General features: G+C 63.1%; 18 protein-coding genes. 13 read left to right on the forward strand and 5 right to left on the reverse strand.

From position 1 onward, the window contains the following. Positions 1-2: 2 nt before the first annotated feature. Positions 3-1,112 (reverse strand): ABC transporter substrate-binding protein, encoded by a 1,110-nt coding sequence (locus tag KCX59_RS07525; RefSeq protein WP_179019108.1) that lies wholly within the window; start codon positions 1,110-1,112, stop codon positions 3-5. A gap of 458 nt (positions 1,113-1,570) precedes the next feature. On the opposite strand from KCX59_RS07525, the gene KCX59_RS07530 reads away from it, so the two are divergent. Together KCX59_RS07530 and KCX59_RS07535 are read left to right on the forward strand one after the other, a co-directional pair. Next, positions 1,571-2,083: a GNAT family N-acetyltransferase gene (locus KCX59_RS07530; protein WP_178996488.1), complete on the forward strand. Its 513-nt coding sequence runs from the start codon at positions 1,571-1,573 to the stop codon at positions 2,081-2,083. 58 nt (positions 2,084-2,141) lie between these two features. Further along, on the forward strand, positions 2,142-2,522 hold the full coding sequence (locus KCX59_RS07535) for a RidA family protein (protein ID WP_178996486.1): 381 nt from the start codon (positions 2,142-2,144) through the stop codon (positions 2,520-2,522). A 70-nt stretch (positions 2,523-2,592) separates the two neighbouring features. Here KCX59_RS07535 and KCX59_RS07540 read toward each other — a convergent pair whose 3' ends face one another. Next, complete coding sequence (locus tag KCX59_RS07540; RefSeq protein WP_178996484.1) at positions 2,593-3,252, reverse strand: response regulator; 660 nt, start codon at positions 3,250-3,252, stop codon at positions 2,593-2,595. Further along, positions 3,245-4,945, reverse strand: coding sequence for a sensor histidine kinase (locus KCX59_RS07545; protein WP_179019399.1), 1,701 nt, complete (start codon positions 4,943-4,945; stop codon positions 3,245-3,247). Before KCX59_RS07545 ends, KCX59_RS07540 begins: the two co-directional genes overlap by 8 nt. A gap of 198 nt (positions 4,946-5,143) precedes the next feature. Here KCX59_RS07545 and KCX59_RS07550 point away from each other — a divergent pair, with 198 nt between their 5' ends. The 5 genes from KCX59_RS07550 to KCX59_RS07570 all read left to right on the forward strand — a co-directional run bounded on the left by KCX59_RS07550 (position 5,144) and on the right by KCX59_RS07570 (position 11,026). Then, complete coding sequence (locus KCX59_RS07550; RefSeq protein WP_179019106.1) at positions 5,144-6,640, forward strand: CitMHS family transporter; 1,497 nt, start codon at positions 5,144-5,146, stop codon at positions 6,638-6,640. Positions 6,641-6,995: 355 nt separating this feature from the next. Then, positions 6,996-7,292, forward strand: a complete 297-nt coding sequence (gatC, locus tag KCX59_RS07555; RefSeq protein ID WP_017199363.1) for an Asp-tRNA(Asn)/Glu-tRNA(Gln) amidotransferase subunit GatC — start codon at positions 6,996-6,998, stop codon at positions 7,290-7,292. Positions 7,293-7,297: 5 nt separating this feature from the next. Continuing rightward, positions 7,298-8,851 (forward strand): Asp-tRNA(Asn)/Glu-tRNA(Gln) amidotransferase subunit GatA, encoded by a 1,554-nt coding sequence (gene gatA, locus KCX59_RS07560; protein WP_178996480.1) that lies wholly within the window; start codon positions 7,298-7,300, stop codon positions 8,849-8,851. After that, a complete protein-coding gene (gatB, locus tag KCX59_RS07565) occupies positions 8,851-10,359 on the forward strand; it encodes an Asp-tRNA(Asn)/Glu-tRNA(Gln) amidotransferase subunit GatB (RefSeq protein ID WP_179019104.1) in 1,509 nt (502 codons plus the stop codon). The genes gatA and gatB overlap by 1 nt, the downstream gene beginning before the upstream one ends. A 106-nt stretch (positions 10,360-10,465) precedes the next feature. Next, entirely contained in the window at positions 10,466-11,026 is a 561-nt protein-coding gene (locus KCX59_RS07570; protein WP_179019102.1) for a hypothetical protein, read from the forward strand. Here KCX59_RS07570 and KCX59_RS07575 read toward each other — a convergent pair. Continuing rightward, positions 11,023-12,039 carry a formylglycine-generating enzyme family protein gene (locus KCX59_RS07575; protein WP_179019100.1) on the reverse strand — a complete coding sequence of 339 codons (1,017 nt, stop codon included), beginning with the start codon at positions 12,037-12,039 and terminating at the stop codon, positions 11,023-11,025. The two genes, KCX59_RS07570 and KCX59_RS07575, sit on opposite strands and share 4 nt — an antisense overlap. Positions 12,040-12,625: 586 nt before the next feature. On the opposite strand from KCX59_RS07575, the gene KCX59_RS07580 reads away from it, so the two are divergent. The 5 genes from KCX59_RS07580 to KCX59_RS07600 all read left to right on the forward strand — a co-directional run bounded on the left by KCX59_RS07580 (position 12,626) and on the right by KCX59_RS07600 (position 18,663). Continuing rightward, entirely contained in the window at positions 12,626-13,660 is a 1,035-nt protein-coding gene (locus KCX59_RS07580) for an ABC transporter permease (RefSeq protein WP_179019098.1), read from the forward strand. A 42-nt stretch (positions 13,661-13,702) separates the two neighbouring features. Next, the gene (locus KCX59_RS07585) at positions 13,703-14,626 is read left to right on the forward strand and encodes a carbohydrate ABC transporter permease (protein ID WP_091466299.1); all 924 of its coding nucleotides are present in this window, start codon (positions 13,703-13,705) and stop codon (positions 14,624-14,626) included. 68 nt (positions 14,627-14,694) lie between these two features. Continuing rightward, positions 14,695-16,353 carry a sugar ABC transporter substrate-binding protein gene (locus KCX59_RS07590; protein WP_179019096.1) on the forward strand — a complete coding sequence of 553 codons (1,659 nt, stop codon included), beginning with the start codon at positions 14,695-14,697 and terminating at the stop codon, positions 16,351-16,353. A 55-nt stretch (positions 16,354-16,408) separates the two neighbouring features. Beyond that, a complete protein-coding gene (locus KCX59_RS07595) occupies positions 16,409-17,452 on the forward strand; it encodes a LacI family DNA-binding transcriptional regulator (protein ID WP_179019094.1) in 1,044 nt (347 codons plus the stop codon). Between the two features lie 17 nt (positions 17,453-17,469). Next, complete coding sequence (locus tag KCX59_RS07600) at positions 17,470-18,663, forward strand: Gfo/Idh/MocA family protein (RefSeq protein ID WP_179019092.1); 1,194 nt, start codon at positions 17,470-17,472, stop codon at positions 18,661-18,663. Between the two features lie 56 nt (positions 18,664-18,719). Here KCX59_RS07600 and KCX59_RS07605 read toward each other — a convergent pair whose 3' ends face one another. Next, complete coding sequence (locus KCX59_RS07605) at positions 18,720-19,655, reverse strand: LysR family transcriptional regulator (RefSeq protein WP_179019091.1); 936 nt, start codon at positions 19,653-19,655, stop codon at positions 18,720-18,722. A 107-nt stretch (positions 19,656-19,762) separates the two neighbouring features. On the opposite strand from KCX59_RS07605, the gene tdh reads away from it, so the two are divergent. Then, complete coding sequence (tdh, locus tag KCX59_RS07610; protein WP_179019089.1) at positions 19,763-20,809, forward strand: L-threonine 3-dehydrogenase; 1,047 nt, start codon at positions 19,763-19,765, stop codon at positions 20,807-20,809. The last annotated feature ends 21 nt before the right edge of the window (positions 20,810-20,830 follow it).

The following is a 20,830-nucleotide window of genomic DNA, read 5'->3' on the forward strand; positions in this document are numbered from 1 at the left end:
GGCTATGCTCCATTCCCGGCTGCCGCGTAAGCCGTCCCGGCAATGGCCTCGAACCGGAGGTCGTACAGCTTGGCGGCGTCCAGCTCGGGCTTCTTCTGCTCCTTGGCAAGGAGGTCGATAGTCTGCTGGTGGCGGGAAATGGCTTCCGTCCATGAGGTGGGGAGGTCGCGCTCGCCGGCGGCATCGATCAGGTACTGGCCGTCCTCAGCGGATAGCCCTTGGTTCTTGACGTAGTAGCCTTCGAGCCATTCTTTGGGGTGGTCTTGGATCCAGCGTTGGGCCTGTCCCCAGAGCTCGACGTATTGGGCAAGCGCTGCCGCTTTGGCTGGGTCATCCAGCACCTTGGCTGGCGCGTAGAGGTGGCCGGGGTCATCCCTGAGACCGTGCCGCAGGGTGGTTCCGCCGTCGGCGCCGTATTTGGCGAGGTAGCGCTTGATCTGGACACCGCCGAGTGGCGCGGCGTCCACCTGCTTGCTGGAGAGGGCTGTGGAGTAGGTGTCGCCGGTGCTGGGCAGTTCCACGAGCTTCACATCGCTTTGCTGGAGTCCGGCCTTTTCGAGGATCCGCAACACCAAGGCGCCCTGTGCCTGGCCGGGGCTGTAGGCGATTTTCTTGCCGCGAAGGCCTTGAAGGTCGGTGATGCCGGCCCCGGGTGCCACGCCGAGTTCGTACAGGGGGTGGTTCACGGCATCCTGCCGATAGACGCTGGCGACGATGCGGACATCCAGGCCGGTCCATGTTGCGTGAATGGGTGGGATGTCGGCCACGGATCCCACATCAAGTGCGTTGGCCCGGAACGCTTCGGTAGTGGCAGGGCCGCCGGAGAGGTTGGCGAACTTCACCGGAAAGCTGAGCTTCTTGTCCAGGCCGGAAAGTTCGAGGGCCACCTGCACGGATGGATCGCCCACTACCAGAGTGGTGCCTTCCGGAACGGTGGTGGCCAGCGGGGCGGTGACTTGTGCCGCCTGCGTGGCTACGCTTCCGGCCGCTGCTGGTCCGCCGCAAGCGGTCAACAGGCCCAGGGCGGGAATGGCGAGAAGGGTGCCGAGGATTTGGCGGCGGTTCGGGGGTGTTGTGGGGAGTTTTTGGGCGCGGAGGGACGCGGAAAACATGCAAATGCCTTTCAGGTGCGGGAGGGTTTCGCTGGACCGGAGCCGAAGGCTTCAACGGGCAGCGCTGCAGATCGCTAGTTCTGAAGGCAGGACGGACAGCAGGAGTGAGCCTGCGTTACGTGTGCTGGGAAATCGGTCTTGGGCATCGGTTCCTCCTGTTCTGTGTGCACGAAGTTTTCACGGCCGGGCTTTGCCGTGTGGCAACTCAAGCACGCCCGCATTGCCTTGCGCCAGCGTTTCGACATCTACGCGCAAAAGCACGAAACCGGGGTTCACCGCACGCAACGCGGCTCAATTGGACGCCACAGGAGGCAACACAATCGGCAGCCCGACGGAACCGGAGGCGAACAGCGGGAGTCAACCACCCGGCGTCGCGCGTTCCGTTCGTGACTGATAGTTCCATCACGGAAAGGCGCATTTAGCGTTGTTGGTGCGTGAAAGGCGACTACCATTGGTAGGTGCTTTCGCCGATTACCGTCCGTCCCGCCCTGCCCGAAGACTACGACGCCGTTGCCCGCATTACGCAGGACTCCTACGTCACCGCGGGGTACTACGGCGACGCCGATCACCCGTACCTGAAGAAGCTCCAGGACGTGGCCGGACGCGCGGAGCACGCAGAGATCCTGGTGGCAGAGCGCAACGGTGAGGTCATCGGCTCCGTGACGGCAGCACCGGCAGGCGGCGGCTTCTCCGACATCGGCCTGGAAGACGAACTTGAACTGCGTACCCTCGTGGTGGATCCGGCAGTCCAGCGCTCCGGTGCGGGCCGCGCGTTGGTGCAGGCCGTCGTCGACCAAGCCAAAGCCATGAATGGCATCAAGGCTGTGTCCCTTACTACGGGCGCCACGTGGGAAAGCGCCAACGCGCTCTATGCGCGGACGGGCTTTGAGCGGGCCCCGCACCGCGACTGGTTCGTTCCCGGCACCGACATAAAGCTGTTCGTTTACCGGCTGGACCTCCCGCGGTCATAAAGTTTCCTTCGTAAACGCCGGTCAACGGACCGTGCGAAAGCGACAGGAAAGGCGCGGCATGCGCAAGACATTCGGCACGGGTTCAGTCTGGGAGCAGACTCTGGGTTACTCCCGCGCAGTCCAGGTGGACAACACACTCTTCATTTCTGCCACGGCTGCCTCCGGGCCCGAGGGCATCGTTGGCGATGATTTCTACTCGCAGACCAAGTACATCCTGGAGAAGCTCGGCGCTGTGCTCGAAGACGCCGGGTTCTCTTACGAGGACGTCGTCCAGTCCAAGCTGTACCTGACGGACATCAGTAAATGGGAGGACGCCGGTCGCGCGCACGGTGAGGTCTTCGGCGAGATCCGTCCCACGCTGGCCTTGGTGCACGTCCTGCCATTCCTGGATCCCCAGATGCTGGTGGAGATCGAACTCGTGGCGCAGAAGTCCGCGTAACGCACCCAACTAAGTAGCAGCAAACGCCCTTTTGAGCCCTCAAAAGGGCGTTTGCTGCGACTTACTTGGGTCAGGCGGGGACGCCGTAGCGGTGTTCGGGGCGGCCTGTGCTTCCGTAGCGCAGTTGGATCTCGACGGCGCCATCGTCCGCTAGCGAGGACAGGTACCTTTGCGCTGTGGCCCGGGAAACGCCTACCCGCTCAGCAACCTCGGCCGCCGAATATTGCTCTCCGGGAAGCAACGATTCCAGAACCGCTGCCTCCGTCGCGGACCGCGGCTTGGCTGACGGTGTTACATCGCCCGGAATCAGGGACCGCTTGGCTCGCTCAATGGTGGTCTGGTCAACGGCTGTCTGCTGCCCCAGAATCCGGCGATACCGGGCGTAGGACCGGAGCTGTTGGGAAAGGGACTCGGCCGTGAATGGCTTCAGCATGTATCCCAAGGCGCCGCGCCGCAGTGCAACCTTGATGGATTGCGCGTCCGAGGCAGCAGTAAGCATGATGGCGTCAACGTCCAGCTGACCCAGCAGGTCCAAGCCTGAGCCGTCCGGCAAATACACGTCCAGCAGCACCAGATCGGGACGCAGGCTGTGGATCGCCTGCAGCGCTTGGGAAACCGACCCGGCTGGCGCCAAGGCCATGAAGCCGGCCACGGAATCCACATAGGCTGCATGGAGTCTTGCCACGTGGAAGTCGTCATCCACGATCAATACCCGCAAATCCTCAGCCATTGCTGTCCTCCCTCAACGTTAAGTCCGCCCCTGCGCCCGCGTGCTCCGCGGAATCCATGACGCCAGGGATGGCGGCCATGAACACTGCCCCCGGTCCGCCGTGGCTGCCGGGCTCCAGAACGCGGACATCACCTCCGCGCCGCCGCGCAAGCTGCCGCACCAGCGCCAGCCCCAAACCTTGTCCAGCCCCCGAGCGTACCGGTCGTTCCGACGTCGTAAATCCCTCGGCGAAAACCTCTTCCGGCTCCAGGCTCCCCAGGCCGTCGCCCGAATCGCCCACCACGATGTGCAGGGTTCCACCGGTTTGGGTGACATCATCCAGCAGTTCAACTTCCACCCAACGTTCCGTTGAAGAACCGCCGACGGCGGCACTCACCGCGTTGTCGATCAGGTTGCCGAGCACGGTGGTCACGTCCTGGGGATCGGCCACGTGTCCACGGACCAGCGTTTCGGGTCCGATGCGGAGGGATACGCCGCGCTCGGATGCTTCCACCCCCTTGGCGCCAATGAACGCCTGAAGGTACGTATCCTGGAGCAGTTCGGCCTGCTCCACCGGGAACTTCAATGGCCCTGTGGCCGAGATGCGGGCGAGGTACCCTTTGGCGGCATCATGCTGGCCGATGCTCATGAAACCGGCGATGGTATGCAGTTGGTTGGCGAATTCGTGGCGCTGGGCGCGGAGGGCCGTGGACATGGTCCCCACGGCGTCGAGTTGGCGGGTGAGTTGCTGCAATTCCGTACGGTCGCGCAACATGACAACCCAGCCCAGGTCCTCCTGCCGGTGCCACGCTTTGCGCGCGCTGGCGACCAGGACGCGTCCGCCGGCAACAATTTCCACGGCTTCGGCGTCCCGGGCTGCGGGCTGGGTGAGCTGCTTGAGTTGCTCGGGAACGGCGGCGGACGCCCAGTCCTGACCTGTGGCGTCGGGCATGTCCAAGAGTCGTGCAGCGGCGGCGTTAAACACCGAGATGCGTCCGTCTGCGGCGATGCCGATCACGCCATCATCCACACCTTGGAGCACGGCAACCTGGTCGTGGACCAGGGTGCTGATTTCTTCCGGTTCCAGGCCGAGCGTGAGCCGCTGCAGCCTGCGCCTGAGCAGGAAGGACGCCAGGACGCCGGCAAGAAGTGCACCGCCGGCGGTGAGTGCAATGGGCACGATGTCGCGGGCCAGGCTGTTGCTGAACGACTCCACGGAATAGCCAACGCTGACTTCGCCCACGATCGAGTCAGAACTCTCCGGCGCGAACACCGGGACCTTCGCCCCTGCCGATGGTCCCAACGTTCCCGTGTTGCGTGTGGTGATTTCCTGCCCGCCCAGTGCAACTGATGGATCCGTGCTGACGCGTTCGCCCAATCGTGCCGTGTCCGGGTGGGCCAGCCTCAGCCCCGTTTCATCGGTGATCACCACGAACAGGGCCCCGGTCCGGATCCGAACCGCTTCGGCCGCAGCCTGCAGCGTGCCGCCGGCGAGGACATCCGGGGGAGGCGTTCCTTCCTCTTTGCTGATGGCTTGGACGCCTGACCTGATATCCGGATCCGCGGCGACCGTCCTTGCAAGGGTGAGTGCTTGGTTTTCGGCTTCGGTACCGATCCGTTCGTCCACCAGCCAGGCATGGACCGTGCCGCTGAGCAGGACCACCAGCAGGACAACCCCCAACTGCAGGAGAAGGGTTTGGGTGGAGAAACGCATGCTGACCCGGCTGTTGCGCGGCACCTTTGCTCCTTTCCTCCTGATCCATTGAATCACTGAGCACAATGCGCAAAACGTTCGCAACGAGCAGTATTCCCAACAATTCCCGGAAACCCCTATCCGTGACGACCGCCACCATATCGTCTGTAGTGCGCATCACACCGACGTGGCGCCATTCACAGTAGTAAGGAGCCGGCCGTGCTGGTTTTGCTTGGATTCGCAATGATTGCGGTATTCATGGTCCTGATCATGACCAAAAAATTGACGCCAGTACTGGCGCTGATCATCGTCCCCACAGTCTTCGGCCTTTTCGCCGGAGCGGGCCTCGGCATCGGCGACATGGTGATGGACTCCATGAAGTCCATGACGTCCACGGCCGCGCTCCTCATGTTCGCCATCATCTACTTCGGCCTGATGATCGACGTCGGACTGTTCGACCCCCTGGTGAAGTTCATCCTGCGCAAGCTGGGCAACGACCCCGCGAAGGTTGTCCTCGGCACCGCCATCCTGGCGGCGGCTGTCTCCCTGGATGGCGACGGATCCACAACCTTCATCCTCACCACGGCTGCCATGCTCCCGGTCTACCTGCGTCTCAAGATGAGCCCAGTGGTCCTCACCTGTGTGGCGGGCCTCGCCAACGGCACCATGAACATCCTGCCCTGGGGCGGCCCCACGGCGCGTGCAGCCACCGCGCTTAAGCTTGATGTGAACGACGTCTTCGTGCCCATGGTCCCTTCACTGATCGTCGGCCTCATTGTGGTCATGGTCTTCGCGTGGCTGCTCGGCCTCCAGGAACGCAACCGCCTCCGTACCACTGCCCCCGAGATCTGGGGCGACGTCGCCGATCCTTCGGAAGCGTTCGACGGCGGCACGGGCCGCGGCGGTTCGGTTGCCGCGGGTTCGGGTTCAGGATTTGGCGCTGGTCGTTTCGGCTTTGGCCGCACCGGCGCAACCGCAGGCAAGCCTGGCAGCGGCGGAGGTTCCGGCGTCGCGGTTCTTGAAGACCCGGCCACGCTGGTGGACGATCACGACACCGCTATGGCAGACACTGCCCTTGACCCCAACCGCTCAACGCTGCGTCCCAAGCTGTTCTGGTTCAACCTGTGCCTGACCGTTGCCGTCATGGTGGTCCTGGTGGCCAACATCGTTCCGCTGCCGTTCGTTTTCATGGTCGGCTCCGCGATCGCCCTGCTGGTCAACTTCCCCAAGGTCAAGGACCAAGGCGCGCAGCTGATCGCCCACGCGCCGTCCATCGTCGCCGTCGTCAGCATGGTCATGGCCGCCGCCGTCCTCACCGGTGTCCTCAACGGCACGGGCATGGTCAAAGCAATGTCCGAGTGGCTGGTCCAGATCATTCCCGCCGAGATGGGCCCGTTCATGGCGGTCATCACCGGCCTCCTCAGCATTCCGATGACGTTCTTTATGAGCAACGACGCCTTCTACTTCGGAGTCCTGCCGGTCCTTTCCGAAACCGCCGCGCACTATGGCGTAGATGCAGTGGACATGGCCCGCGCCTCCATCACCGGGCAGCCCTTCCACCTGCAAAGCCCCCTTGTTCCGGCGATCCTCCTGCTGGTCTCCCTCGCAAAGGTAGACCTGGGCGACCACCACAAGAAGGTCCTCTGGCGCACGGCAGTCATCTCGGTGGTCATGCTGGCGGTAGGAGTCCTGACCGGAGCCATCGGCATCGGCTAGGCTGCCGTTCCCAAAGCACCCGTCTGCACCTGAGGTGCAAAACCGGGCCAGACATCCTCCGCGTGCTGCTCCTTCGTCGCTTTGACGCACGCTTCCGGATGCCTGGCCCGGTTTTGCGTAGGAGGCCCACCGGCCGCTGCGGAGTCGGACCCAGTCCGCCCCCGCAAACCCACCCAGCGGCCGGAGACATCCTGCCGGTCGCGTCTAAGCGAGGCACGAGCGAGCGACCAAAGGATCGTCTGCGGCAAGCCGCCGAACGCAACCACTCGCCTTGCGCGCCAGCGCATCGTCCGGCAGGTGCGCACAGCCAAGTAGACTGGTCCGGAAAACCATTTGAACTTTGCAGGGGAGATCCATGGCTGCGATCAACCGTGACGACGTCGCGCATCTTGCGCGTCTGGCTCACATTGAAATGAGTGCCGAAGAACTGGACAGGATGGCTGTTGAGCTTGCTGTCATTGTGGATTCGGTGAAGAGCGTGAGCGAAGCTGCGGGGGAGGACGTCCCGGCGACGTCGCACCCGATTCCGTTGACCAACGTGTTCCGCGAGGACGTTGTGGGCCACACGTTCACGGCTGAGCAGGCGTTGTCCGGCGCTCCGGATGCTTACGAGAACCGTTTCAAGGTCCCCGCAATCCTGGATGAGGACTAATCACTATGACTGAGCTGAAGAACGAACTCATCCACCACTCCGCTGCCGATCTCGCTGCGAAGCTGGCCGCCCGCGAGGTGACCGCCGTCGAGGTGACGCAGGCGCATCTTGACCGCATTGCCGACGTCGATGGTCAGGTTAACGCCTTCCTGCACGTCAATACTGAAGAGGCTTTGGCCGTTGCCGCTGAGGTTGACGCTGCCCGCGCCGCCGGTGGTTCCGCTGCCGAGGAGCTGCATGCCCTCGCTGGTGTGCCGATCGCGGTGAAAGACCTCATTGTCACGATCGGCCAGCCCACCACGGCTGGTTCGAAGATCCTTGAGGGCTGGCACAGCCCGTACGACGCTACCGTGGTGAAGAAGCTGCGCGCGGCTAAGATGCCCATCCTGGGTAAGACCAACCTGGACGAATTCGCCATGGGTTCCTCCACGGAGCACTCGGCGTACGGCCCCACCCGCAACCCGTGGGATCTGGACCGGATTCCCGGCGGTTCGGGCGGCGGTTCTGCTGCCGCCGTCGCCGCTTTCGAAGCGCCGCTGGCGCTCGGTACCGATACCGGTGGCTCGATCCGCCAGCCGGGTGCCGTCACCGGAACCGTTGGCGTGAAGCCGACGTACGGTGCTGTTTCCCGTTACGGTGCCATTGCCATGGCGTCGTCGTTGGACCAGATCGGCCCGGTTTCCCGGACGGTCTTGGACTCGGCGCTGCTGCAGGAAGTCATTGGCGGCCATGACCCCTTTGACTCCACGTCGCTGACCGATCCGTTCAACGATCTTGTTGCTGCCGCCCGCGTGGGCAACGTTGCCGGCATGAAGATCGGCATCGTCAAGGAACTTCACGGCGAAGGCTACCAGGCCGGCGTCGAGAACCGTTTCAACGAGTCCCTGCAGCTGCTGAAGGATGCCGGCGCTGAAATCGTCGAGGTTTCCTGCCCCAACCTGAAGTACGCCCTGGGCGCTTACTACCTGATCATGCCGTCTGAGGTGTCCAGCAACCTGGCCAAGTTCGACGGCGTCCGCTTCGGCATGCGCGTGCTGCCCAAGGATGGTCCCATGACCATCGAGCGCGTCATGGGTGCTACCCGTGCTGCCGGCTTCGGCGACGAAGTGAAGCGACGCATCATCCTGGGAACCTACGCGTTGAGCGCCGGCTACTACGACGCTTACTACGGCTCAGCACAGAAGGTCCGGACGCTGATCCAGCGCGACTTCGACGCCGCCTTCGCGAAGGCCGATGTCCTGATCTCCCCGACGGCGCCCACTACGGCGTTCAAGCTGGGGGAGAAGCTGGACGATCCGCTGGCGATGTACCTGAACGACGTCGCCACCATCCCGGCCAACCTTGCTGGTATCCCGGGCCTGTCCCTGCCTGGCGGCCTTGCTGACGAAGACGGCCTGCCCGTCGGCATCCAGCTGCTGGCTCCTGCCCGCCAGGATGCCCGTCTGTACCGTGTGGGTGCTGTCCTCGAATCCATCCTTGAAGAGAAGTGGGGCGGCCCGATGCTTGCGCAGGCGCCTGTTCTTGGTTCTGCCACAACCACCGCCGGAGGTTCCAACTAATGTCCGTCGATGCAACCCTGAGCTTCGAAGAGGCAATGGAGAAGTACGATCCTGTCCTGGGGTTCGAGGTCCACGTGGAGCTCAACACCAAGACCAAGATGTTCTCCTCCGCACCGAACGTCTTTGGCGACGAGCCGAACACCAACGTCAATGAGGTTGACCTGGGCATGCCCGGCGTCCTGCCCGTGGTGAACAAGACGGCCGTGGAGTCCTCCATCAAGATCGGCCTTGCCCTTAACTGCAAGATCGCCGAGTCCTGCCGCTTCGCCCGGAAGAACTACTTCTACCCGGACACCCCCAAGAACTTCCAGACCTCGCAGTACGACGAACCGATTGCCTACGACGGTTACATCGACATCGAGCTTGAGGACGGCACGGTCTTCCGCGTGGAGATCGAGCGCGCCCACATGGAAGAGGACGCCGGCAAGCTGACCCACATGGGTGGTGCTGCGGGCCGTATCCAGGGTGCCGACTACTCACTGGTGGACTACAACCGTTCCGGTGTACCGCTGGTTGAAATCGTCACCAAGCCGATCGAGGGCGCCGGTAGCCGTGCGCCTGAGCTGGCCAAGGCGTACGTCGCCGCAGTCCGTGAGATCGTGAAGAACCTTGGTGTTTCCGACGCCAAGATGGAACGCGGCAACGTCCGTTGCGACGCCAACGTTTCCCTGCGCCCGCACGGCCGGGAACGGTTCGGCATCCGTTCGGAGACCAAGAACGTGAACTCGCTGCGCGCCGTCGAGCACGCCGTCCGTTACGAGATCCAGCGCCACGCTGCCGTCCTCGATTCCGGCGAGCCGGTCATCCAGGAGACGCGACACTGGCACGAGGACACTCGTTCGACGACGTCGGGCCGGCCCAAGTCCGACGCTGACGATTACCGCTACTTCCCGGAGCCGGACCTGGTTCCCGTCGTCGCCTCCCGGGAGTGGGTGGAGGAACTCCGCGCCACCCTTCCCGAGCCGCCGGCCGAGCGCCGCAAGCGCCTCAAGGAAGCTTGGGGCTACTCGGATCTGGAGTTCCGCGACGTTGTGAACGCCGGCGTCATGGACTCCATCGAGGAAACCATCGCAGCAGGTGCCTCCGCGGATGTTGCCCGCAAGTGGTGGATGGGTGAGATCGTAGGCCGCGCCAAGGTTGCCGACGTCGATCCTTCCGAGCTTGGTGTCACACCGCAGGTCATCGTCGAGCTGAACAAGCTGGTTGAAGACGGCAAGATCAACAACAAGATGGCCACCCAGGTCCTGGACGGCGTGCTCGCAGGCGAAGGCACCCCGGCGGAGATTGTCGAGAAGCGCGGCCTCGCGGTTGTGTCCGACGACGGTCCGCTCCTGGAAGCCATCGACGCAGCACTGGCAGCACAGCCTGACGTGGCGGAGAAGATCCGTGGTGGCAAGGTCCAGGCCATTGGCGCGATTGTTGGCGGCGTCATGAAGGCCACCCGTGGCCAGGCCGACGCCGGACGTGTCCGCGAACTCATCCTGGAGAAGCTCGGCGTCGAGGGCTAAGTCCCGCAGTTTGATGCCCAGGTAGCTCGCAGTTGTGGTTGTTTGAAAGCTCAGAACAGCCACAACTGCGAGCTATTTTTGTGTGGAGAGGGCGCACAATGGATGCATGGCCACTCTCAAACCGGGCCTTCGCAAGGGCCTTCTTGCCGGCGGGATCGCTGTCGCCCTGACCGGCGGCGGGGCCGCCGCTGTGTGGGCGGGCACCCAACCCAGCCCTTCGCCGTCGAGCTCTTCCACTTCTCCCGGCTCTTCCCCATCAGGGAAGGCCAAGGCCACAGAAGGCCGTGGGCAGGCTATCCACGGCGAACACGTGGTGAAGCAGCAGGACGGGAGCTACCGCACCGTCGTGACGCAAGCCGGAACTATCGAATCGGTTAGCGACACCGACATGACCGTGAAGAGCGAAGACAGCTTCACGCAACGCTATTTGATCACCGCGGATACACGGATCACCCAGGTTCCCACCGACCTCTCCGAGCTCAGGAACGGCAGGGGCGGGCCATCGCTGCCTGCTGCCACCGTTGCCGACCTCAAGGCCGGCGACAAAGTAAGAGTCAGCGGCGCCAAGGACGGCGACGCCGTGTCAGCGACAAAGATCGTGTCAGGAGAACTGCCGGCGGGCGTCAAGGGTCACGGACCAAAGCGCGGCCACGGCCCCAAGTTTTAGAGCGCCACAGTCCTGAAGCCCAGATTTCCACTGGCAGAGTCCGGCGTGTTTGAGCTCCGCGCTGCGAGGCGGTAGCGGTTGCAGTACGAGTCGTGGCAGAGGTAGGAGCCACCGCGCATGACCCTTCCGCGGCCGACGCTGGGCCCCTGCGGGTTCTCCACTGTTCCTTGTGCCAGGCACGTCTTGTAGTACTTGGGCAGGAACCAGTCGCTGCACCACTCCCAGACATTTCCGCTGGTTTGGTACAGCCCGTAGCCGTTGGGGAGGAATGACCTGGCGGGCGCGGTGGTGAGGTAACCGTCGTCGATCGTGTTGCGGGATGGGAATTCCCCTTGCCAAATGTTGCAGTTATGAGCGGCTTGGTCGGGCGCTTCGTTGTGCAGGTCATTGCCCCAGGGGTAGCGCTGCCCGGACAGCCCGCCGCGGGCCGCGTATTCCCACTCGGCTTCCGTGGGCAGGCGACGGCCGGCCCAATGGCAGTACGCCAAGGCATCGTTGTGCGAAACATGCGTGACGGGATGGTCGGGGATGTCTGTCCAGCTGGAGAGTGGTCCGGCCGGGTGCGCCCAGTCGGCTCCACGGACGTTGAGCCACCACGGGACGTTGTTGACCCTGTTGAGGATGTCGCGTGGGTCTGCTTTCACGGCAAGATGGAACACCGCTGACGTTCCGTAGGTTTCCGACTCGGTGCGGTGGCCAGTGGCGTCGGCGAACTCGGCGAACTCTTCATTGGTTACGGTGGTGGCACTGATCCGGAATTTTGAGACGGACACTTCGTGCACAGGCGACTCGCCGTCGTCGCCGTAGCCCTCGTTGAAGGGATCGCCCATGGCGAAGGTTCCCGCGGGAATCTCGACGTCATTGACTTCGCCTATGTGTGAGGCACCGTCTGCGGCGGAACGCTCGACGGCGGTGCTCGCCGTCGGATGGTCGCCGGCTGTTCGAAGGGGGAGTCCCGGCCCCGGCTCGGAGTGCGCCCGGGCGGCAGCACCGGGGCTACAGCAATCTGCCATCTCAACCTTCTGTCTGAATTCCACCTGCTAGTACTTTAGCGGGGTCCGGTTGCCTGCTACACGCTCCGCTCAACCCCTCGCGGGCGCACCCGCTTCCGCCTGCTGCAGCACTTTCAGCCCGGTGGCGCACCCCTTGCCGCCGTCCGCACCACTTTCAGCCTGGTGGCGCACCGTTTTCCGCCGGGTGCGCCCGTTCTTACGGGGGCGATCGGCGGCAACGGGTGCGGGCGAGATTCGAACTCGTCCCTCCCCGCGTAGCGCACCACCGTACCCAGGTTGGCGCGCCCCGTTTCCGCACGCGCACCGCTTGCCGCTCGGCGCGCCCGATTCCGCCTCGCTCACCACTCGTACGCCTGTGGCGCACCCCTTTCCGCATCGCGCCCCGGTTCTTACGGGAGCGATCGGCGGCAACGGGTGCGGGCATCGGGCAGCCCCAAACGTGCAGAGTGATGAAAAGTGATTTCTTTGGTCCGTTTCGATCATCATCTTGCAAAAAGCGACGCGAGTCACTTATGGTTTGTTAAACGGTTAACGAGCGTGGTCTAAATCACATTGGTGGTTTCGGCTCAGCACTTGAGGAGACAGCATGAACTCGACGACGGAACAGGCTCCGGCATTGCCCGAAGCTCGCCGAGTCCCGGGTCCGCCAGGCGGAAACGCCTCCGGACCCGGTCATAAGAAGCGGAAGAGGAGCAAGGTCCCGCAGCAGAGTTTCCGATCGCGCCTGCGACGCGACAAGCAGATGCTGCTCATGATGCTCCCGGGCGTGGCCTTCCTGTTGCTCTTCTTCTACATACCGATCCTCGGCAACGTCATAGCGTTCCAGGACTACCAGCCCTATCTGGGCATCGGTGACAGCCTGTGGGTCGGCTGGCAGAACTTCGTGGACCTTTTCGGCAATCCGGACTTCGTTCACGCCTTCTGGAACACCCTGTACCTCGCCGCCTGGCAGCTGGTCTTCCTGTTCCCCGTGCCGCTGGTATTGGCGCTGATTGTGGATTCACTGATCAGCGCCCGGGTTCGGCGGATCTTCCAAAGCATCGCCTACCTGCCGCACTTCCTGTCCTGGGTGTTGGTGATCGCGTTCTTCCAGCAAATGCTGGGCGGTGCAGGCTTCGTCAACAACCTGCTCAGGGACTGGGGCATGGAGCCAATTCCCTTCATGACCAACCCGGAGACGTTTCCGGTGATGGTGGTGGTCCAGATGATCTGGAAAGACGCCGGCTGGGCCATGATCATCTTCCTCGCTGCGTTGGCCAGCATTGATGCTTCGCTCTACGAAGCTGCAGCGGCTGACGGTGCGGGACGATGGCGCAGGATGTGGCACATCACCCTGCCCGGCCTCAGGCCCGTGATCGTCCTCCTCCTCATCCTTCGCATCGGCGACATTCTTTCCGTCGGATTTGAACAGTTCATCCTGCAGCGGGACGCCGTGGGAGCCGGAGCCGCGGAAGTGCTGGACACCTTCACCTACTACACCGGCGTGGTAGGAGGCGGCTGGAGCTCGGGCGCGGCAGCCGGCCTGGCCAAGGGCGTAGTCAGCGCGCTGCTGATCTACGGCGCCAACAAACTTGCCCACCGCTTCGGCGAAGACGGAATCTTCGCAAAACAAGTGCGCTGAAAGCCACGCTGACCCGCGCGCCTGTCGCACAAGGAGAACCCCATGGCAACAACACTTTTCACCAAGAAACCCCGGGAGCTTAGCTACAACCCCAAGCGCCCCGTGTGGAAGGAAAAACCTTCCGCCCTGTATCAAACGGTCAAAGCGGTAGTCCTGATTGTCTTCAGCTTGTCCATCCTGACGCCCATTCTGCTGGTGGTCTCAACCTCCCTCGCCGACACTGAACAGCTCGTGGAGGCCGGCGGGTTCGTGCTCTGGCCGGAACGTCCAACCTTGGAGGCCTACGCCACCATCTTCAAGGGACCCATGGTGCTGCAATCACTCGGGGTCAGCATGCTGGTCACAGCGGTTGGCACCATCCTGGCGCTGTTCGTCACCATCACCATGGCTTACGCCACCAGCCGCACGGTTCTGTTCGGCCGGCCGGTGATCCTCGCAGTCCTGTTCACTCTCCTTTTTGCGCCGGGCCTGATTCCGTCGTTCCTGATGATCCGCCAACTCGGTCTCCTGGATTCGTTGTGGTCGCTGATCCTCCCGGGAATCTTCGGGGCCTTCAACTTTGTGGTGATGCGTTCGTTCTTCATGAACATCCCGGGTGAACTGATCGAAAGTGCCAGGATCGACGGCGCCAACGACTGGCAAATCCTGTGGCGGATTGTGATGCCGCTGTCCAAAGCCGTGATCGCCGTCGTCGGTCTGTTTTACGCGGTCGGGTTCTGGAACTCGTTCTTCAACGCCCTGCTCTACATCAACGATCACAGCAAGTGGCCCATCCAGTTGCTGCTCCGCAACTTCGTGGTCCAGGGCAGCGGTGCAGCGGACCAGTTGGGAATCACCACCACTCCGCCGCCGCAGTCCATCCAGATGGCCGTTGTGGTGGTGGCACTCGTCCCGATCCTGATGGTCTACCCGTTCCTCCAAAAACACTTTGCCAAGGGCGTCATCACTGGCGCCGTCAAGGGCTGATACAGCTCCTTAATGACCGAAACTCAAAATCCTCAGAAATGAAGCAAGTAACCAGAAAGGGTTATGCCATGACGAGCACTACCTCTCAGGCTGGATTCAGCCGCCGCGGTTTCCTTGGCCTTGCCGGCCTGGCCGTGACCGCTGCAGGTTTGTCCGCCTGCGGTGGTGGCGGAGCCGCGAGCAACGGAGGCGCGGCTGCCTCCGCGTCGGTCAAGCTGCCAACGTACAAGGAATTCACCGGCGTCACCCCGGACATCGCGGGCAACGCCAAGGGCCTCCAAGCCGGCTACTTCAAACTGCCCACTGCTGTGCAGTCCGTCAAAACGCCGCCGCTCAAGGGCAAGGTCACCGGCCTGACCGAAACCTTCGAGACCATGAGCCCGGGCCTGAAGGACAACCCCTTCTGGCAGCGCCTCAATTCCAAGCTCGGCGGCGACCTGGAGCTGCAAATCGCCGAAGATATCGGAGACGGGTACCCGGCAAAGTTCGCCACTGTCCTGGCCAGCAACGATCTTCCGGACATGATGTGGGTTCCGCCGAACCAGGGCATCCCCAACGTCGGTCCGATGCTCGAAGCCAAGTTCCAGGACCTGACGCCGTATCTCTCCGGTGACGCTGTCCTTGAGTACCCCAACCTGGCGGCGCTGAAGCCCGATTCCTGGAAGACCGCCGTCGTGAACGGGAAGATCTGGGGAGCTCCCATCCCCAGCACCCCGTTCGGTCAGGTGTACCTAGGCAACCACGAGATGTGGGCCCAGGTGGGTGGCTTCGGAGCTGCCAGTGCCGAAGAATTTTTGGAAAAAGCCAAGGAACTGACCCGTCCCGGCGACCAGAAGTACGCGCTGGAACCCGCATACATCAATGCCCTCCACATGGTCACTGAATGGTTTGGTGCCCCGAACAGCTGGGCCGTCAATAAGGATCGCACCCTCACCCACCTGTACGAAACCGACGAATACATGGCCGGCGTCGAGTTCACCGCCAAGATGTTCGCAGCGGGAGTCTTCTACCCTGACTCCAAAGCGACGGACATCCGGTCGCGCGTCGCCAACGGCAGCGTGGCAGCCCAAGTGGTGGTGGGTCCGCACGACATCCGCAGCTACCGTGCCCTGAACAAAGACGCCCGGTTCGACATCCTGATTCCGTTCAGTGCAGACGGCAAGGTCAAGCCCGTCTACGACATGGGCTACGGAACCGTGGGCTTCACCCCGTTCAAGAAGGCTGAAGAGGGCAAGATCCGCGAGCTGCTGGCGCTGATCAACTACCTGTCGGCGCCGTTCGGCACGGTGGAGTACATGCAGAAGAACTTCGGCGAGCTGGGCCAGGACTACACCATCGACGCCGCGGGCAACCCGGCGCGCACCGAAACAGGCACCACCAATGCGCCCGGCCTGGTTTCGGCGTTGAACATCATGTCCAGCCCGGAGAACGTCATCTTCAATCCGGGTTTCGACGACGACACACGCTACGTCAGCCAGCAGGAAGAAAAACTGCTTGAGTTCGCGTGGCGTAACCCCACCAACGGTTCCTACTCGGACACCAACGCCAAGGTGGGCGCCAAGATCACCAAGCAGCTGCGCGACAAGGTAGTGGACATCATTACCGGCCGCGCCAAGATCGACGAACTCAAGGACGCGGTCAAGCGCTGGAAGAGCGAAGGCGGCGACAAGATGCGCGATGAATACCAGGCCGCGTTGGACCCCAACGCGCCGGTATTCAGGAGCTAGCCTCAAACCAGCAACGAACCAACACGCAGATACGAAGAACACAGCAGGGGGAACCATGGCAAAAGCGAGCAGCACAGGAGTAAGGCCGACCATCCGCATGGTGGCCGAACTGGCGGGCGTCTCCACGGCCACGGTTTCCTACGTGCTTTCGGGTCGCCGCGGTGATGGCGGACCAGGAGTGTCGGATCCAACGGCGGAAAAGGTCAAGGCCGCTGCGGAGCGGCTTGGCTATCGCCCCAACCAGGCGGCCCGCGCCATCCGGACGGGACGCACGAATACAGTGATCCTGTCATTGACCATGCTGTCCGATCCGTGGTCGTTGTCCGTCATTGAGGCTGTTCAGAAGGCGGCAGTCCCGCAGGGCGTCACACCGATGATCCTGGGTGACGCCGATTGGGTCAAAGTTCTGGGTACGCACAATGCCGATGCCGTGTTCGTGGATGCGGTCCGTCCTGATCAGCGGGAAGCCCTGCGCAAGCTCGCCGAGCACGGCACCACGCTGGTGGTGTTTGACGAAGAGGTACAAGCGGACGGCTTCGATGTCATCCGTTCCATCGCCGGACCCGGCTGCCGCATGGCCGTGGAGCATCTGCTCCACGGCCACCGGAGGATTGCCTGCCTGACCCCGGCAACGGTAGCGGGCACCTCTGGCGGGACCAGATACCGGGCCTACTCGGATGCCTTGGCCGCGGCGAAGATCCAGGAACGGGACGACTACGTGGGCCTGTTCGACGGCACCAGCGCGGGGGCTTACGCGGCGGCAACGCGACTGTTGAGCCTGCCGGACCGCCCCACCGCCATCTATGCCACCACGGACTACGCGGCAGTAAGTGCTATCAACGCAGCCCAGCGCCTGGGCCTCGCCGTGGGCACCGACGTGGACATCATCGGTGTGGGCAACACCGTGGAGGGCGAACGGATGTCACCGTCACTGAGCACCGTGGGCCCTGTTGACTTCTTCGACAAACTCGCCCGGCTGCTCCTACGGCGGGCAACAGGTCACCCCGCGCCGGAGTCACCCGGCGTCCTCGACTTCCCCTGGCACTTGTTCGTCCGAGAATCGGCGCCGCACCGCAGCGCTGCAACCAAGCTTTACTAGGAATCAGCAGAAGGAAATTGCACATCATGGAAAAGGATTTGAAGGTCGGCATCGTGGGTTTCGGCCTGCGTTCAGGGCTGTGGAAGCACGCCCACAAGCCGGGCCAAGGCTCCGAGGTCACTGTTGTTTGTGACCTCAGTGACCGTGGCCGGGCAGACGCCGCTGAACGCATCCCGTCGGCCCGCGTCACAGGGGATCTTGAGGAGCTGCTGAGCAGCAGAATCGACGCCGTCCTGGTCCTGACCCCCGATAACCAGCACGCCGCCGTCGCTGTCCGAACGCTCAAGGCGGGCATCCCCACCTTCTGCGAAAAGCCACTGGACATCACAGTGGAGGCTGCGGACCTGATCCTGAAGACGGCTTACGAGACCGGGACGCGTTTGTACGTGGGCCACAACATGCGCCACATGCCCGTGGTGGTCCAGATGCGCCAACTGATCGAGGACGGCAGGATCGGCGACATCAAAGCGGTCTGGTGCCGCCACTTTGTGGGGCACGGGGGAGATTACTACTTCAAGGACTGGCACGCCCAGCGCGCCAACGTCACGTCCCTTCTCCTCCAAAAAGGTGCCCACGACATCGACGTGATCCACTGGCTGGCCGGCGGATACACCAAGCGGGTTGCCGCCGTCGGAGATCTTGCGGTCTACGGCGACGTGGCCAACCGCAGCAACAACGCCGGCAAGCGCATGGGGGACTGGTTCTCCATGGACAACTGGCCGCCCACCGAGCAGAAGGACCTGGCGGAAGTGATCGACGTCGAGGACATTTCCATGATGAACATGGTGCTGGATAACGGCGTCCTGGCCAGCTACCAGCAGTGCCACTTCACGCCGGACTACTGGCGGAACTACACCGTCATCGGCACCAAGGGCCGGATCGAGAACCTTGGCGATGGGCCGGGAGAAACCATCAACGTGTGGACCAGCCGGACGTCCGGCTATGCGGTGCCGGACGAGGTCATCACCATTGAGGACGGCGAGGGTGGCCACGGCGGTGCCGATCCCCGGTTGATCGAGGAATTCCTGCGCTTTGCCTCCGACGGCGGCCAGACCCAGACAAGCCCGATTGCAGCGCGACAGGCTGTAGTGGCCGGCATCCTCGCGGCAGAATCCCTACGCGGTGACGGCTCGGCCCGCGAGGTACCGGAGCTGCCGGCCGAACTGGTGGAGTATTTCGACGCCGGCCAGCCCGCCCTGGTCCGCGACTGACCAAGTAGGTCGCAGATGAGGCCGTTCTCAACATTCATAACGGCGTGTGCTGCTACCTAGTTGGGTGAGCGGGGGCTCGATAGTTCGACAAGCTCGGTCATGACGGTTTGAAGTGACTCGCAAACCGTCATGACCGATTTTCGCTTCAGCGTCTCCGGCCGGGCCAGGATGTCGATCTTGCGGACCGAATTCACTCCCGACAGCGGACGCAGCAGCACTCCGGCGTCCAACACACGGCGTGCCGTGAACCGCGGCAACAGCCCGATCGCGCCACCGGCAGACACCAGCGCGGCCACCGTCGAATAGTCGTTAATGCGGTGCAGTACCTCTGCCGGTCGTCCACTCACAGCAACGACGGCGGCAAGGACGTCTGCAGGGGAGTAGCCGTCGCGGCTGGTCACCCAGGATTCACCCACGACGTCGGACGGCTCCAGTTCGCGCCGGGATGCCAGCGGGTGATCCGCGGGGAGCGCAACGTCCAGAGGCTCATCGGCGAGTGGAAGCACCGCTACCTTGTCTTCCGGCCAGGACGGGCTGTTGTCCATGCGGTGAGCCAAAACGAGGTCGTACCGTGCGGCCAACCCCGGGAAATCCTCCTGCGCCACATCCTCATCGGAGAGGCGCAGGCGAGGCGACTTCCCGCCGTCGGACGCTAACAGTGCCGCCAAAGGCGCAAACAGCGCCTGCCCCGCGCTGTGAAAAGCGCTGACGCTCACGGGCGCGTCCGGAGCGTCGTGATAGGCGCCGATCGCGGCCCGCGCGTCTGCCATGGCGTTCACGACGGCGGCACCCGCCTCTGCCAGGACGCGGCCTGCATCCGTGAGCACCAGAGCCCGGCCTTCTTTGCGCGTCAACGGCACGTCCACGGATTTCTGTAGCAGTGCGAGCTGTTGTGAAACTGCCGACGGAGTCACCATCAAAGTCTCAGCGACAGCCTTCACGCTTCCCAGGTCTCCGAGTTCGCGAAGCATCTGCAACTGATGAATTTCCATTAGCAAATACTAAATCGTTGATTGAGAAGATTCTAGTTGTGCTAAATCATGCGCGGGGCTCTAATGGATTCAGCAGCAGTGAAGCAGCCCCGGCAGTGAGGAATTCCATGAAGGCTCTCTACAAATCCGGACCCCACGCAGGGTTCGAACTCGTCGAACGTCCAGAGCCCCAAGCGGGCCCCAACGACGTCAAGATCCGTGTGATGACCACCGGTATCTGCGGCACCGACCTCCACATCCAGAGCTGGGACGCCTGGGCGCAGGGCATCATCGAAACGCCCCTCATTGCCGGCCACGAGTTCTATGGCGAAGTAGTGGAAATCGGTGAGGATGTCCGTGACGTCAAGGTAGGGGACAAGGTCTCCGGCGAAGGCCACGTGGTGTGCGGAATCTGCCGCAACTGCCGTGCTGGACGTCGCCAGATGTGCATCCACACCGTCTCCGTCGGCGTGCAGCGCGATGGTGCCTTCGCCGAATTCGTCGTCATCCCGGAAACCAATGTCTGGGTCCACCACGACGAGTCAGTTACCCCTGAACTCGGCGCCATCTTCGACCCCTTCGGCAATGCCGTCCACACCGCGCTGAGCTTCCCGCTGGTCGGCGAAGACGTGCTGATCACCGGTGCCGGGCCCATCGGCCTGATGGCCATCGCCGTCGCCCGCCACGCAGGTGCCCGCAAGATCGCGATTACGGACGTGTCCGCACCGCGCCTGGAGCTGGCTCGCCAGATGGGCGTGGACCTTGCAGTCGACGTTTCAAAGATGCGCGTTCGCGAAGCGCAGCAGGAACTGGGCATGCGCGAAGGCTTCGACATCGGACTGGAAATGTCGGGACACCCCACGGCACTGCCTGAGATGATCGACAACATGAACCACGGCGGCCGCATCGCCATGCTTGGCCTACCCAGCCAGTCCATCGACATTGATTGGGGCAAGGTAGTGACCCACATGCTCACGCTTAAGGGCATCTACGGCCGTGAAATGTTCGAGACCTGGTACGCCATGAGCGCCATGCTGTCCTCCAACCCCGTGCTGCACCGCAGCATCTCCGCCGTCGTCACAGACAAACTGTCCGCAGCCGACTGGGAAAAGGGCTTCGAAATTGCCCGCAACGGAACCGGCGGCAAAGTGGTCCTCGACTGGACCGAACTGTAACGGAACGCACTGCCAACGGAT

It is taken from the genome of Paenarthrobacter nitroguajacolicus, assembly GCF_051027655.1.
Classification (GTDB): domain Bacteria; phylum Actinomycetota; class Actinomycetes; order Actinomycetales; family Micrococcaceae; genus Arthrobacter; species Arthrobacter nitroguajacolicus.

What these genes read in the sequence shown, in the direction of transcription:
- KCX59_RS07525 (WP_179019108.1), bottom strand. Translation starts at nt 1,112, where the DNA reads ATGTTTTCCGCGTCCCTCCGCGCCCAAAAACTCCCCACAACACCCCCG.
- KCX59_RS07535 (WP_178996486.1), top strand. Translation starts at nt 2,142, where the DNA reads ATGCGCAAGACATTCGGCACGGGTTCAGTCTGGGAGCAGACTCTGGGT.
- KCX59_RS07540 (WP_178996484.1), bottom strand. Translation starts at nt 3,252, where the DNA reads ATGGCTGAGGATTTGCGGGTATTGATCGTGGATGACGACTTCCACGTG.
- KCX59_RS07545 (WP_179019399.1), bottom strand. Translation starts at nt 4,945, where the DNA reads ATGCGTTTCTCCACCCAAACCCTTCTCCTGCAGTTGGGGGTTGTCCTG.
- gatC (WP_017199363.1), top strand. Translation starts at nt 6,996, where the DNA reads ATGGCTGCGATCAACCGTGACGACGTCGCGCATCTTGCGCGTCTGGCT.
- gatA (WP_178996480.1), top strand. Translation starts at nt 7,298, where the DNA reads ATGACTGAGCTGAAGAACGAACTCATCCACCACTCCGCTGCCGATCTC.
- gatB (WP_179019104.1), top strand. Translation starts at nt 8,851, where the DNA reads ATGTCCGTCGATGCAACCCTGAGCTTCGAAGAGGCAATGGAGAAGTAC.
- KCX59_RS07570 (WP_179019102.1), top strand. Translation starts at nt 10,466, where the DNA reads ATGGCCACTCTCAAACCGGGCCTTCGCAAGGGCCTTCTTGCCGGCGGG.
- KCX59_RS07575 (WP_179019100.1), bottom strand. Translation starts at nt 12,039, where the DNA reads ATGGCAGATTGCTGTAGCCCCGGTGCTGCCGCCCGGGCGCACTCCGAG.
- KCX59_RS07580 (WP_179019098.1), top strand. Translation starts at nt 12,626, where the DNA reads ATGAACTCGACGACGGAACAGGCTCCGGCATTGCCCGAAGCTCGCCGA.
- KCX59_RS07585 (WP_091466299.1), top strand. Translation starts at nt 13,703, where the DNA reads ATGGCAACAACACTTTTCACCAAGAAACCCCGGGAGCTTAGCTACAAC.
- KCX59_RS07590 (WP_179019096.1), top strand. Translation starts at nt 14,695, where the DNA reads ATGACGAGCACTACCTCTCAGGCTGGATTCAGCCGCCGCGGTTTCCTT.
- KCX59_RS07595 (WP_179019094.1), top strand. Translation starts at nt 16,409, where the DNA reads ATGGCAAAAGCGAGCAGCACAGGAGTAAGGCCGACCATCCGCATGGTG.
- KCX59_RS07605 (WP_179019091.1), bottom strand. Translation starts at nt 19,655, where the DNA reads ATGGAAATTCATCAGTTGCAGATGCTTCGCGAACTCGGAGACCTGGGA.
- tdh (WP_179019089.1), top strand. Translation starts at nt 19,763, where the DNA reads ATGAAGGCTCTCTACAAATCCGGACCCCACGCAGGGTTCGAACTCGTC.